This window comes from Stenotrophomonas sp. 17(2023), from assembly GCF_030345315.1.
In the GTDB taxonomy this organism is placed as follows: domain Bacteria; phylum Pseudomonadota; class Gammaproteobacteria; order Xanthomonadales; family Xanthomonadaceae; genus Stenotrophomonas; species Stenotrophomonas acidaminiphila.
In genome coordinates, this window is the sequence record NZ_CP128405.1 from 2661390 (window position 1) to 2674692 (window position 13303).

General features: G+C 72.2%; 11 protein-coding genes. 6 read left to right on the forward strand and 5 right to left on the reverse strand.

The features are described from left to right. Nucleotides 1-40: 40 nt before the first annotated feature. Complete coding sequence (locus QQA12_RS12035; RefSeq protein WP_082394098.1) at nt 41-1873, reverse strand: 3-hydroxybutyrate oligomer hydrolase family protein; 1833 nt, start codon at nt 1871-1873, stop codon at nt 41-43. Between the two features lie 112 nt (nt 1874-1985). Between QQA12_RS12035 and QQA12_RS12040 the strand changes: the two genes are divergently transcribed. Further along, entirely contained in the window at nt 1986-2783 is a 798-nt protein-coding gene (locus QQA12_RS12040) for a 3-hydroxybutyrate dehydrogenase (protein WP_226049427.1), read from the forward strand. A gap of 120 nt (nt 2784-2903) precedes the next feature. Next, the gene (locus QQA12_RS12045) at nt 2904-3569 is read left to right on the forward strand and encodes a response regulator transcription factor (RefSeq protein WP_226049428.1); all 666 of its coding nucleotides are present in this window, start codon (nt 2904-2906) and stop codon (nt 3567-3569) included. Between the two features lie 33 nt (nt 3570-3602). On the opposite strand, the gene QQA12_RS12050 is transcribed toward QQA12_RS12045, so the two are convergent. Genes QQA12_RS12050 through QQA12_RS12060 form a run of 3 tightly spaced genes read right to left on the reverse strand, consistent with a single transcriptional unit; the run spans nt 3603 to nt 8166 of the window. Continuing rightward, nucleotides 3603-6878 carry an efflux RND transporter permease subunit gene (locus QQA12_RS12050; RefSeq protein ID WP_226049429.1) on the reverse strand — a complete coding sequence of 1092 codons (3276 nt, stop codon included), beginning with the start codon at nt 6876-6878 and terminating at the stop codon, nt 3603-3605. A gap of 1 nt (nt 6879) precedes the next feature. Further along, nucleotides 6880-7953 (reverse strand): efflux RND transporter periplasmic adaptor subunit, encoded by a 1074-nt coding sequence (locus tag QQA12_RS12055; protein ID WP_226049430.1) that lies wholly within the window; start codon nt 7951-7953, stop codon nt 6880-6882. A 9-nt stretch (nt 7954-7962) separates the two neighbouring features. After that, nucleotides 7963-8166 (reverse strand): DUF2892 domain-containing protein, encoded by a 204-nt coding sequence (locus QQA12_RS12060; protein WP_056931262.1) that lies wholly within the window; start codon nt 8164-8166, stop codon nt 7963-7965. A gap of 97 nt (nt 8167-8263) precedes the next feature. On the opposite strand from QQA12_RS12060, the gene QQA12_RS12065 reads away from it, so the two are divergent. The 4 genes from QQA12_RS12065 (at nt 8264) to QQA12_RS12080 (ending at nt 9796) form a co-directional block, all read left to right on the forward strand. Next, nucleotides 8264-8653: a rhodanese-like domain-containing protein gene (locus QQA12_RS12065; RefSeq protein ID WP_226049431.1), complete on the forward strand. Its 390-nt coding sequence runs from the start codon at nt 8264-8266 to the stop codon at nt 8651-8653. A gap of 2 nt (nt 8654-8655) precedes the next feature. Next, on the forward strand, nt 8656-9009 hold the full coding sequence (locus tag QQA12_RS12070) for a metalloregulator ArsR/SmtB family transcription factor (protein ID WP_226049432.1): 354 nt from the start codon (nt 8656-8658) through the stop codon (nt 9007-9009). Continuing rightward, nucleotides 9006-9377 carry a rhodanese-like domain-containing protein gene (locus QQA12_RS12075; RefSeq protein WP_152984955.1) on the forward strand — a complete coding sequence of 124 codons (372 nt, stop codon included), beginning with the start codon at nt 9006-9008 and terminating at the stop codon, nt 9375-9377. Before QQA12_RS12070 ends, QQA12_RS12075 begins: the two co-directional genes overlap by 4 nt. 62 nt (nt 9378-9439) lie before the next feature. After that, a complete protein-coding gene (locus QQA12_RS12080; RefSeq protein WP_054667199.1) occupies nt 9440-9796 on the forward strand; it encodes a carboxymuconolactone decarboxylase family protein in 357 nt (118 codons plus the stop codon). Nucleotides 9797-9815: 19 nt separating this feature from the next. Here the strand turns inward: QQA12_RS12080 and QQA12_RS12085 are convergent, their stop codons facing one another. Beyond that, entirely contained in the window at nt 9816-13166 is a 3351-nt protein-coding gene (locus tag QQA12_RS12085; RefSeq protein ID WP_226049433.1) for a PAS-domain containing protein, read from the reverse strand. Nucleotides 13167-13303: the final 137 nt, after the last annotated feature.

The following is a 13303-nucleotide window of genomic DNA, read 5'->3' on the forward strand; positions in this document are numbered from 1 at the left end:
GGCCGCGGCGCGGCCACGGCCCGGATTGTGTGCGCGCCGCTTACTTCGGCAGTGCCAGGTTCTCCGCGGACAGCGGCTTGCCCATGCGCGGCGTGGTCTGGATCACCGCGTCGGCCGGCAACGGCGTGCCCTTGTCCAGGCGCGCCTGCACGCGGTCCAGCGCGGCATGCACGTAGGGCAGCAGCGGCAGGTAGCGCGCGCCGTAGTCGGGCAACCCGAGGAAGCCGTCGAAGTGCTGCACATGGCGCACCTGCCAGTAGTTCACCTCGCGCCCGGCGGCCTTGGCCGCGGCCACATAGGGGGCACTGCTGAACGCCGGCGGGATCAGGCCGTCGTCGGTGCCGTGCACGACCATCACCGGCAGGCCGCTGCGCGGCAGCCCGGCACGGGTGGCCTCGATGCCGGCCCGCACGCGGCGGGCATCCTCGCCCTGCCCGTCCCACAGGCCACGCAGGCACTTCAGTCCAGGGTAGGTCAGGTCCGGCAGCTGCATCTTGCTGTCGAGCAGGCCGACCCCGGCCCCCGGCGGGATGCCGCTGCCATCGGCGATCCACGCCGCGCGTTCGGCGGCGGTGGCCGCACGCGGCGAGAAATCCGGGTTCTGCGCGGCGAAGCTGAAGCCGCACGGATGCTGGCCCACGCCATAGCGGCCATAGGCCGAGGCATAACCGGCGGCGACCGCGCGCCACAGGTCGAAGCCGGTGGACAACGCGCCGGCACGCAGCGCGGCGTCGGTCCAGCCCTTGTCCAGCATCAGTTCGTAGGCCGACCGCGCCTGCGCCGCCGGGGTGGCACCGGCGATGACGCCTTCGGCCGCCAGCGTGGCGCAGCGCACGGCCGCACCGGCCTGCAGCGCGGCGGTCAGCGGCGGTTGCGGCAGGTCGGCCATGTGCAGCTGCGCGCACGGCATCAGCAGTGCGGCCTCGGTGGCGTAGTCGTACAGCGCGCGCGAACCGGCACCACTGGACAGCACGCTCGGTTCGCCGGCAACCACCGCGTCCAGCCAGTCGCCCTCCATCTCCGCCGCGCGCAGCACCGCGCCGCCGCCGTTGGAGATGCCCACCGCGATCACGCGGGTATTGGCGAAAGTGAAGGGCGCGGCCTGCGGGAACGCCTGGTCCAGCGCCAACAACGCGAACTCGGCGGCCTGCTTCACGTGGCGGCCCCAGTCCGCTTCCGGGTTGTCCCGCGAATGGGCGTGCTTGAACGCAACGCCGGACGCATTGACCGGCGCATCCGGAACGAAGGCCAGGTCGGCGGCCTCGCCGAGCGCGCCGACCATGCCGTTGGCACGCACGCCCATCTGCGCATCCAGGTCGAAATAGTCGCTGCCGGCGCCCTTGTCGGTGTAGACCACCGCACAGCCGCGCGGCAGGCCCCAGGCCGCCGCCACCGACACCGCGCCGTAGATGCCGCGCGAACCGGACGCCGGTGCCACCAGCACGCAGCGCCGGCTGGTGTCGAAACCATCGGGCACCTGCGCCAGCACGCGGTGCGGCTGGCGGGCGCCGGGCAGGCGCGCATAGGCCGAATACTCGCGCCCCGGCACCGGGGCCAGGTCGCCGAACAGGTCGCCATAGCCACCGCCCGGGGCCAGATCGGCGATGCCGCGCCAACTGCCCCACAGCGCGCGCCGGCGCAGTTCCTCCACGGTGGGCGCGCTGGCATCGGCGAACGCCGGCGGCGCCAGGCTGCGCAGCCCGGCCAGGCCCAGTCCGGCGGTCAACAGGTCGTCGTTGCCGCGATGCTCGCTGCGCAGTTCGTTGCTGAACATGGAAGACTCCACGGACTTGGACGCAGGGCCGCTGGCGCACGACGCCAGGCCGAATCCGACGATGAGGCCGCAGGCGGCGCGCAGGAGGGAAGTAGTCATGTCCCCACACTAGCAGAGCGCTCCGCCCGGCCCATCGTACTTTCGTACCACGCGGCGCTTACGTTCCGGCTGCTACGTTCTGCAGCCTTCCCCACTGTTTCACGGAGTTCCCATGGACCGCTTCCTGCAGGGCCACACCGCGCTGGTCACCGGCAGCACGTCGGGCATCGGCCTGGCCATCGCCCAGGCCCTGTCCGCCGCCGGCGCGCGCGTGGCGATCAACGGCCTGGGCACGGCCGGGCAGATCGATGCCGCGCTGGCCAGCGTCACCGCGGCCGGCGGGCAGTCGCGCCACTTCGGCGCGGACCTGCGCAACCCGGCCGAGATCGAGGCGATGATGGCCGCGGTGCAGGACTGGGGCGCGCTCGACGTGCTGGTCAACTGCGCCGGCATCCAGCATGCCGCGCCGCTGGCCGAGCAGCCGGCGGGCAAGTGGGACGACATCATCGCCATCAACCTCAGCGCCGCCTTCCACACCATGCAGCAGGCGCTGCCGGGCATGGCCGCGCGCGGCTATGGCCGGGTGGTCAACATCGCCTCGGTGCACGGGCTGGTGGCGTCGAAGAACAAGGCGCCCTACGTGGCCAGCAAGTTCGGCATCGTCGGCCTGAGCAAGGTGGCCGCGCTGGAGTACGCCGCGGCCGGCAGCCGCGACAGCGGCGGGGTCACGGTCAACTGCGTATGCCCGGGCTGGGTGGAGACCCCCCTGATCGAGCCGCAGATCCAGGCGCACCGCAACGGCGGCAGCCGCGACGATGGCGTGCGCGCCCTGCTCGAGGAGAAGCAGCCAAGCCTGCGCATGTCGCTGCCCGAGGACATCGCCGCGATGGTGGTGTGGCTGTGCCGCCGCGAAGCGCACAACCTCACCGGCGCGGCGCTGCCGATGGATGGCGCCTGGACCGCGCAGTAAGCGCATGGCAGCGCAGCCTGCCGGGCACCGCGACCGCGCCGGCGGCGCCGCCGCCGGCCGGGATGCGCCGCCGCCACACATTGGCCGACAATGCAGGCATCACCCGCCCCTTCCTGCCCCATGCCCAGCCTGCTGATCGCCGACGACCACCCGCTGTTCCGCGCCGCGCTGCGCCAGGCCGCGGGCGAGGCGGTGGCCGACCTGCAGGTGCGCGAAGCCGAGTCGCTCGAGGGCGTGCTTGCCGCGCTGGACGCCGCGCCCGACACCGACCTGATCCTGCTCGACCTGCACATGCCCGGCAACCACGGGCTGGCCGGGCTGGCGGCGATCCGCGCCCAGCACCCGGGCGTGGCGGTGATCGTGGTGTCGGCCAATGACGACCCGCGCGTGGTGCGGCGCGCGCTCGACCACGGCGCCGCCGGCTACCTGCCCAAGAGCTCGGGACTGAACGAGCTGCGCGAGGCGATCCGCAGCGTCATGGCCTGCGAGCAATGGCTGCCGGCGTCGCTGCGCGCGGCGGTGGCGCGGGCGCAGTCCTCCAGCCACGACAGCGAACTGGCCGCACGCCTGGCCAGCCTGTCGCCGCAGCAGTTCCGGGTACTGGCGCTGGTCGCCCAGGGCCTGCTCAACAAACAGATCGCCGACCGCCTGGACGTGCAGGAGCGCACGGTCAAGGCGCACCTGTCGGCGATCTTCGAGCGCCTGGGCGTGCGCAACCGCACCCAGGCCAGCGTGGTGCTGCGCGAACTGGAACTGAGCGACCCCAGCCGGCAAAGCGACCTGTAACGCGCGGCGCGCCGGTACGCGCCGCGCCGCGGATCATGCCTGCGCCTGGCGCCGGCGACGGTGCGACAACAGGGCGTAGTACAGCAGCGGGATCACCACCAGCGTAAGCACGGTCGACACCAGGATGCCGAAGATCAACGCGATCGCCAGGCCGTTGAAGATCGGGTCGTCGAGGATGAAGAACGCACCGGCCATCGCCGCGAGCGCGGTGAGCGCGATCGGCTGGGCGCGCACCGCGCAGGCATCGACCACCGCCTGCTCCAGGGTCTGTCCACGCTCGACCAGGTGGTTGATGAAATCCACCAGCAGGATCGAGTTGCGCACGATGATGCCGGCCAGCGCGATCATGCCGATCATGCTGGTCGCGGTGAACTGCGCCCCGAGCAGGGCATGGCCCGGCATCACCCCGATCACGGTCAGCGGGATCGGCGCCATGATCACCAGCGGCACCGCGTAGTTGCGGAAGTACGCCACCACCAGCAGGTAGATCAGCACCATGCCGGCGGCATAGGCGATGCCCATGTCGCGGAAGGTCTCGTAGGTGATCTGCCATTCGCCGTCCCACTTGATGCCGAAGCCGGCGCCGTCGGTCGGCTGGCGCACGAAGAACTGCGACAGGCGCTGGCCGTCGATGGCCTTGTCGCCGACCTGGCCGACCAGGTCGAACATGCCGTACAGCGGGCTGTCGATGCTGCCGCTCTCGTCGCCCATCACGTACACCACCGGCAGCAGGTCCTTGTGCTGGATCGCGCCATCCCACTGCGCGCGCCGCACCGTCACCAGCTCCGACAACGGCACCAGCTGGCCGTTGCCGCCGCGTACCCGCAGCGCCAGCACGCCGTCGAGCGTGGCCTGGCCGGTGGCCGGCAGCCGCAGCCGGATCGGGCGCGGGTACAGCGAGCCGCTGTCGATGACGTGGCTGGCGTCGCTGCCCGACAGCCCGGCGGCGATCGTCTGCACGATGTCCGCCTGCGACACGCCCAGCCGCGCCGCGCGCTCGCGGTCCACCACCAGCACCTCGCGCGCGGCATCGGCCTCGACGCTGCTGTCGACGTCGACGATGCCGTCGGTGTCGAGGAAGCGCTGGGTCAGCGTGCGCCCGATCTGGCGCAGGCGCGCATAGTCCGGGCCGTACAGCTCGGCCACGATCGGCGACAGCACGGGCGGTCCCGGCGGCACTTCCACCACCTTCACCGAGGCGCCATGGCGGCGCCCGATCCGCGCCACTTCCGGGCGCAGCGCCACGGCGATGTCGTGGCTCTTGCGGCTGCGCGCGTGGCGGTCGACCAGGTTGACCTGCAGGTCGCCGGCGTTGGCACCCTCGCGCAGGTAGTACTGGCGTACCAGCCCATTGAAATTGATCGGTGCGGCGGTGCCGGCGTAGCCCTGGTAGTGCAGCACCTCCGGGGTGCGGTCGAGCACGCCGGCCAGCTCGGCGAGCACCGCGTTGGTGGCCTCCAGGGTGCTGCCTTCGGGCATGTCCACCACCAGCTGCAGTTCGGACTTGTTGTCGAACGGCAGCATCTTCAGCACCACCAGGCGGAACACCGCAAGGCTCGCGGCCAGCGCCACCAGCACGGCCATGGCGAGGAACAGCAGGCGTCGCCGGCGCGCGGCGCCGTCACCGGCCAGGAACGGCGTCATCACCCGCTCGAACACGTGGTGCAGGCGCGCAGCCATGCCGCCTTCGACATGGCCGTGGGCGCCAGCCACCGCTTCACCGGCATGGCGGCGCAGCAGCTTCAGCGACAGCCACGGCGTGACCACCAGCGCGATCAGCAGCGACAGCACCATGCCGACCGATGCATTGATCGGGATCGGCCGCATGTACGGCCCCATCAACCCGCTGACGAAGGCCATCGGCATCAGCGCGGCGATCACGGTGAAGGTCGCCAGGATGGTCGGCCCGCCCACTTCGTCGACCGCCGGCGGGATCGCCTCGCGCAGGGTCTTTCCGCCCTGCGCCATGTGCCGGTGGATGTTCTCCACCACCACGATGGCATCGTCGACGAGGATGCCGATCGAGAAGATCAGCGCGAACAGCGAAACGCGGTTGAGGGTGAAGCCCATGGCCCAGGACGCGAACAACGTCACCGCCAGGGTCAGCACCACCGCCGAACCGATCACCAGCGCCTCGCGGCGGCCCAGCGCGAACAGCACCAGCAGCACCACCGAACCGGTCGCGAACACCAGCTTCTTGATCAGGGTCTGCGCCTTGTCGCTGGCGGTCGCGCCGTAGTCGCGGGTGACGGCCACTTCCACGCCTTCGGGAATGGCCTGCCCGCGCAGCGCCTCGACCCGGTCCAGCACCGCGCGGGTGATGTCGGCCGCATTGCTGCCCGGCTGCTTGGTGATGGCCAGGGTCACCGCCGGCGCCACGCCGGTGCGCGGGCCGTCGCGCCCGGCCGGCGCGCCGTGCCAGACGTAGCTCGACGGCAGGTCGGTGGCATCGCTGACCGTGGCCACGTCGGCCAGCCGCACCGGCTGCCCGCCGGCCACGCCCAGCACCAGTCCGGCCACGTCGGTGCGGTCGGCAAGGAAGCGCCCCGCGCTGACCTGCACCACGCCGTCGCCACCGATGCGTTCGCCGGCCTGGCGCGCCAGGTTCGCCGCCTGCAGCGCCGCGGCCAGGTCGTTCACCGCCAGGCCATGCGCGGCCAGGCGCGCCGGGTCCAGCGTCACCATCATCGCCCGCTCGGGCGCGCCGATGGTGTAGACGTCACGGGTGCCGGGGATGTGCTTGAGCTCGGTTTCCAGCGTATGCGCGACTTCGGACAGTTCCAGCGTGCCACGCCAGCCGGCGCCACGGTCCGCCGCCGGTGACGCGGCCGTGTCGGCCCACAGCGTCAGCGCCATCACCGGCACGTCGTCGATGCCGCGGGGCTTGATGATCGGCTGGCCGACGCCCACGTCCGGCGGCATCCAGTCCATGTTCGAAAACACCTTGTCGTACAGGCGCACCAGCGCCGGCTGCCGCTGCACGCCGACTTCGAATTCCACGGTCAGCACCGCCAGCCCCGGGCGGCTGACCGAATAGGTGTGCTTGACCTGCTCGATCCCGGCCAGCTTGCGCTCCAGCGGATACGCCACCAGCTGCTCCACCTGGCGCGCGTCGGCGCCGGGGAACGGCACGATGACGTTGGCCATGGTCACGTCGATCTGCGGCTCTTCCTCGCGCGGGGTGATCGCCACCGCGACCAGGCCCAGCAGCAACCCCAGCAACGCCAGGATCGGGGTCAGCGGGTTGTCCTGGAAAATGCGGGCCAGGCGACCGGAAACACCCAGCCGCGGCGTATCGTGCGGCGCCATGTCAACGCTCCCCGCGGGCGGCGGCCAGCGCCTGCATCGCGGCCAGTGGATCGGCGGCGACGCGCTCGCCCGCCTTGATTCCGGCGATCACTTCCACCCAGTCGCCGCGCCGTTCGCCCAGGCGCAGCTGCCGCAGCGACGGCCGCCCATCGGCCAGCACGTAGACGGCATCGACCTCGCCCCGCTGCAGCAGCGCCGAGACCGGTATCTGCGGATACGCGCCCCCCTTCACCGCGGGGAACACCACCCGCACCGTATTGCCGGGCACGGGCGCCGCGTCCAGCACCGGCAGCAGCACCCGCACCTTCACCGCATGGGTAGCGGCATCGGCGGCCGGGAATACCGTCACCTGCGCCGCGTTGACCTGGCGCCCGTCGCCCAGGCGCAGTTGTGCCACGGCATCGGCACGGATCGCATCGGCCTCGGACTGCGGCACGCTGACTTCCACCCGCAGCGCGTCGGGTGCGAACACCGTCATCAGCGGCTGGCCCGGGTTCACGCTCTCGCCCGGCTCGACGTCGCGACTGCTGACGATGCCGGCATAGGGCGCGCGCACCAGGGTGTAGCTGCCCTGCTGGCCGGCGCTGGCCAGTTGCGCCCGGGCCGCATCGCGTGCGGCCACGGCGGTGTCGCGCGCGGCGCGTGCGCGGTCCAGCTGCGCCCGCGACACGTACTGTCCCTGCGCCAGGTCGGCATGGCGGCGATAGTCGAGCTCGGCCTCGCGCGCGGCGGCCTCGGCGGCACGCACCTGCGCACGCGCCGCATCGACCCCCGCCTGCTGTTCGACCGCGGTCAGCCGCAACAGTACCTGCCCGGCAGCCACCCGGTCATCGACATCGGCCTCCACCTGCGCCACCCGCCCGCTGGTCTGCGCCGACAGCGTGGCCTGGCGCACGGCCTCCACCACGCCATCCCAGCCGCGCCCTTCGCCGGCGTCGGCGGACCGCACTTCGATGCTGGACAGGCCCTCGACCTTGATCGGGGCGGGCTGCGGCTGACCCCCGCCGCAGGCCGCCAAGGAGGCGGCCAGCAGCAATGCCAGGGCATGGCGCACGCGCATGGTGTTCTGTTCCACGGCGCCGCCTTACTTGAACGCGCAGCCGCCGGGCACGCCCAGCTTGCGGAACACGATGGCGGCCGGGCAGAAGCCGGTGACACTGGCCTGCAGCAGGTTGGCACCGACGAACACGGTGAGCCACAGCCACAGCGGCGATACGAAATGCGCGAGGGCGACGCTGGCGAGGACCATCACGCCGGCGAAGGCAAGGACGGCACGATCGAGGTTCATACGGATTCTCCTGGGCTGCACGGGACGGCATGGATGCCGGGTTGCGATGAACATTAGCATCTACTAATATTAGCGTCAACTGATATAAGGAACCGCCATGCCTGCCTCCATCAACGACCTGGTCGCCGCCGCCCGCGCCCGCATCCGCGAGGCATCCCCGCAGGAAGTCGCCGCCTGGCCGGCCGGCAGCGTCGCGATCATCGACGTGCGCGAGCCGGACGAATATGCCACCGGCCACCTGCCCGGCGCGGTCAACATCCCGCGCGGGGTGCTGGAGTTCCGCATCCACGCCCACCCGGCGCTGGCGTGTTCCACCAGCCAGGAACTGACCCGCCCCGACCGTCCGCTGCTGCTGTACTGCCTGACCGGCGGCCGCTCGGCGCTCGCCGCCGACAGCCTGCGCCAGCTCGGCTTCAGCGACGTGCGTTCGCTTGCCGGCGGCGTCAACGCATGGCGCAATGATGCGCTTCCCCTGGAACTGGAATGATGATGGCCGACACCGCTTCCCGCCCGCCGTTCGACGTGACCGCGATGCGCGCGCATGCCGGCGACGCCGTGCAGCTGCTCAAGGCGCTGGCCAACGAAAATCGGCTGCAGGTGCTGTGCCTGCTGGCCGAAGGCGAGCGTTCGGTCGGCGAGATCAACGCCCTGCTGGACCTGAGCCAGTCGGCCCTGTCCCAGCACCTGGCCGTGCTGCGCGAGGAAGGCCTGGTGCTGACCCGGCGCGAAGCGCAGACCATCGTCTACGCCCTGGCCGACGGCCCGGCAGCGGCGGTGATGCATACCCTGCACGGCATCTACTGCGGCCGCCCCACGGCCCGCGGCAAGGCGGGCAAGCCATGATCGCGCTGCTCCGGGCCCTGTTCGGCGGCCGCGGCGGACAGCTCGCGCCACATGAGGCGGCCGCGCGGCTGCGCGCGGGCGCGGTGCTGGTGGACGTGCGCGAAGCGGCCGAGTTCGCCCGCGGCCACGCACCCGGCGCACGCCTGCTGCCGCTGTCGCGCATCCGCGCGGATGCGGCCGGCGCGCTGGCGACCCTGGACCTGCCCGACACCACCGACGAGCTGCTGCTGATCTGCCACAGCGGCATGCGCTCGCGCATCGCCCAGGCGGCGCTGGCCGGGCACCGGCGCGTGCGCTGCGTCAACGTCGCCGGCGGCATGCAGGCCTGGGTCGACGCCGGCCTGCCGATGACCACGCCGCGCGGTTGAACGTACCGTTTATTCCCTGCGCACAAGCTACCGTGCGCCCCCGATCCCCAAGGAGAACACCGATGAGCGCCATTCCGTCCTACACCGACCTGACCCGCGACATCTCGCGCAACCTCACCCCGCTGCGCACCCACAACGCCGATGTGATGCAGGGCTTCGGCGCGCTCAGCAAGGCGGCGATGGCGGCCGGCGCGCTGGATGAGAAGACCAAGGAACTGATCGCCATGGCGATCGGCGTGGCCAACCGCTGCGACGGCTGCCTCGGCTTCCATGCCAAGGCGCTGGTCCGGCTGGGCGCCACCCCGGAGGAGTTCCGCGAGATGCTCGGCGTGGCGGTCTATATGGGCGGCGGCCCGTCGCTGATGTACGCGGCCAACGCGCTGGCGGCGTTCGAGGAGTTCAGCACCGCGCAGGGCTGAGCACGCCCCACCGCGCGCGCTATGGCCTGGCCACCGCGCGCGCGGCCAGCAGCCGGTCCATGATCGACTTCAGCGCGAGCGGCCGCACCGGTTTGTGCAGCAGGGTCAGGCCCTGCTCCAGCACATCGCGGCGGGTGGCCAGGCTGTCGTCGGCACTGAGGATCAGGGTCGGCCGGGTGCCGAAGCGCGCCCCCAGCCGCGCCTGCAGCGCGGTGCCGGTGTCGCCGTCGTCCAGGTTGTAGTCGAACAGCCACAGTGCCGCCGGCGCGGCCTGCATCGCCGCGACCGCACCGGCCTCGGCCGAGGCCTCGGCCACGTCATAGCCCCACCCGCGCAGCAGCGCCGCCAGCGCGGCCAGTGCCGCCGGGTCGTTGTCCACGACCAGCACCCGGATCGCCCCGCGCGCGGCCGTGTCCGGCGCCTGCAATGGCGCGGCCGGGGTCGCCGCTGGCGCCGGCATCCGAACCCCACCCACCGCCACCGAGAACGCCGTGCCGCGCCCCAGTTCGCTGCGCAGCCGCAATGGCGCATCCAGCAGGCCGGCGATGCGATCGGCGATCGCCAGGCCCAGGCCCAGCCCCTGCGCGCCGCTGTCCTCGCCGCGCCGGAACTCTTCGAAAATGCGCCGCTGCTCGGCCACGGCGATGCCCGGCCCGGTGTCGTGCACCTCGATGCGCAGGCGCCCGCCCTCGCGGCGCACGCCCAGCAGCACGCCACCGCGCGCGGTATAGCGCACCGCATTGGCCAGGAAGTTCTGCAGCACCCGCCGCAGCAGCTGCGGGTCGCTGTTCACCCAGGCCCGGGTCGGCACGTAGCGGAAGGCCAGCCCACGCGCCGCCGCCAGGGCACGGAACTCGGAGGCCAGCGGGTCGAGCACCTCGGCCAGCGGCATCTCGCGCGGCTGCGGCACCAGTCCGCCGGCCTCCAGCCGCGACATGTCGAACAGGCCGGTGAGCAACTGCGTGGTCGAATCCAGCGCCCCGCGGATCTGCACCACCGCCTGCCGCTGCGACGGCGCCTCCACCTGCTGCGCCAGGGTATCGGTGAACAGGTGCGCGGCATGCAGCGGCTGCAGCAGGTCATGGCCGATGGCGGCCAGGAACCGGCTCTTGGCGTCGTTGGCGCGCTCGGCCTCGCGCTTGGCCGACTCCAGCAGCGCGGTGCGCTCGCCCACGCGCTGCTCCAGCGTCTCGTTGCTGCGCATCAGTTCCTGTTCGGTGCGGCGGAACTCGGTGACGTCGGTGAAGGTGGCCACGAAACCACCGCCGGGCATGGGGTTGCCGCGGATCTCGACGATGCGGCCGTCCGGGAACACCCGCTCGGTGAGGTGCGCGGTGCCGGCACGCATGAACGCCAGGCGCCGGTCCACCGCACGCTCGTCGCTGCCACGCTGCGGCATCGCCTGCAGCGCCCAACGGGTCAGGTCGATGATCGGCCGGCCGACCTGCAGCAGTTCATCGGGAAAACCGAACAACTGCGCATACGGGCGGTTCCAGGCCACCAGCCGCTGCTCGCGGTCGATCACGCTGATGCCCTGGCTCATGTTCTGCAATGCCGCCTGCAATACCTGCTGGTTGAAGCGCAGGTCCAGCGAGGCCTCGCTGACGATGGCCGCGACCGTGGCCAGCTCGCCGCTCTCGCGGCGCGCGGCATCGAGCAGCAGCCGCGCCGACGCCGCGCCAAGCACCGAGGACAACTCGCGCTCGATGCTGGCCTCGGTCGCCGCCGGCACCGGCCCCTGCCGCGGCGCATCGGCCAGCAGCCGCTGCACCTTCTCCCACGGCAGGAAGCGACGGCCGGCGTCGCGCAGCGCATCGGCATCCAGGTTGCGCCGGGCGCGGTCGGGCGTGTCGCGGCGCCAGGCCATCGCCAGCAGCGTCACCCCGGTGCCGACGAACAGGCTGGCGCCGACCGCACGCCCCAGCGGGCTCCAGCCGGTCAGGCCGAACAACGCCTCCGGCGCCAGCCAGCGCCAGCCCAGCGGCCCATCGGCAAGCCAGGCCGGCACCCTGCCGCTGCTCTCCAGCAGGCTCGGCAGCAGCAGCACCCAGGCCCAGGTGGCGAAGCCGGCCAGCACCCCGGCGATGGCCGCGCGCGGTGGCGTCTGCGGCCGCCAGATGGCGAACCCCAGCACCGGCACCAGCGTGGCCATCGCCGAGAACGAGATCGCGCCGATGTCGGCGAGCACGTTGCCGCCCCCGATCAGGCGGCTGTATGCCCAGGCCAGCAGCATGATCACGCAGATGCCGGCGCGCCGCAGCCACACCAGCTCGCGGCGGTGGTCGCCGCCGGCGCGGGCCCAGGTGCTGCGCAGCAGGCCCGGCGCGAACCAGTGGTTGCCGATCATCAGGCTCAGGGTCAACGTGCTGACCACCACCATGCCGGTGGCCGCGCTCAGCCCGCCGAGGAAGGCGAACAGCGCCACCCCGGTATGCCCGGCCGAGAACGGCAGGGCCAGGGTGTACATGTCGCTGGGCACGCTGTCGCCGAGCAGCGCGCTGCCGGCGCGCGCCAGGGGCAGGATCGGCAGTGCGATCAGCAGCAGGTACAGCGGGAACAGCCAGCGCGAGGTGCGGATGTCGGCCGGATCGCGGCACTCCACCACGCCGACGTGGAACTGGTGCGGCAGCAGGAACATCGCCAGCGCGCCGAGCAGCACCAGCGGCATGAAGCCGCCGGCCGGCGCATCCGCCACGGGTGCGGGCGGCGGCACCGCCACCGCATCCAGCCCGAACCAGACGAAGGCGCCCAGCGCCAGCATCGCACCCAGCTTGAACAGCGACTCGGCGGCCATCGCCAGCACCAGCCCGCGGTTGTGCTCGGACACGTCGGCGCGGCGCGCGCCGAACAGCATCGCGAACAGCGCCATCGCCAGCGCCACGTACAGCGCGCTGTCGCGCCAGGGCGCCGCGTCCACCGCATCGGCCGAGCGCAGGGTGAGCATGGCGAAACTCATCGCCACCGCCTTGAGCTGCAGCGCGATGTAGGGGATCAGCCCGAGCGCGGCGATCAGCGTCACCGTGGCCGCCAGCCACGCATCGCGCCCCAGCCGCGCGGCGATCAGGTCGGCCAGCGAGGTCGCATTGGTCTCGCGGGCCAGCCGCACCAGCCGCACCATCATGCCGATGCCCAGTGCGTAGAACAGGATCGCACCGACGAAGGTCGGCGGCAGTGGCCAGCCGTAGCGCGCGGCCTGGGTCACCGTGCCGTAGAACGTCCACGAGGTGCAGTGCACCGCCAGCGACAGCGCGTAGACATGGCGCCAGTGGCGCGCGAACACAGTCGGCCGGCGTTCGCCGTACAGCGCGACACCGAACATCAGCACCAGCCAGGCCACTCCGGCCAATGCCACCGTCACCAGACTCAACATGCGCAAGCATTCCCCGTATGCATGGCGGGCAGGATACGGCGCACGCGCCGCGTGGCGGAACCGTGCGGGCGCCGGCCCGGCGGCGGCACGGTGGCCGGCGCCCACGCGCGGCGTGCGCCGCTCCCGTGCGCGGCATG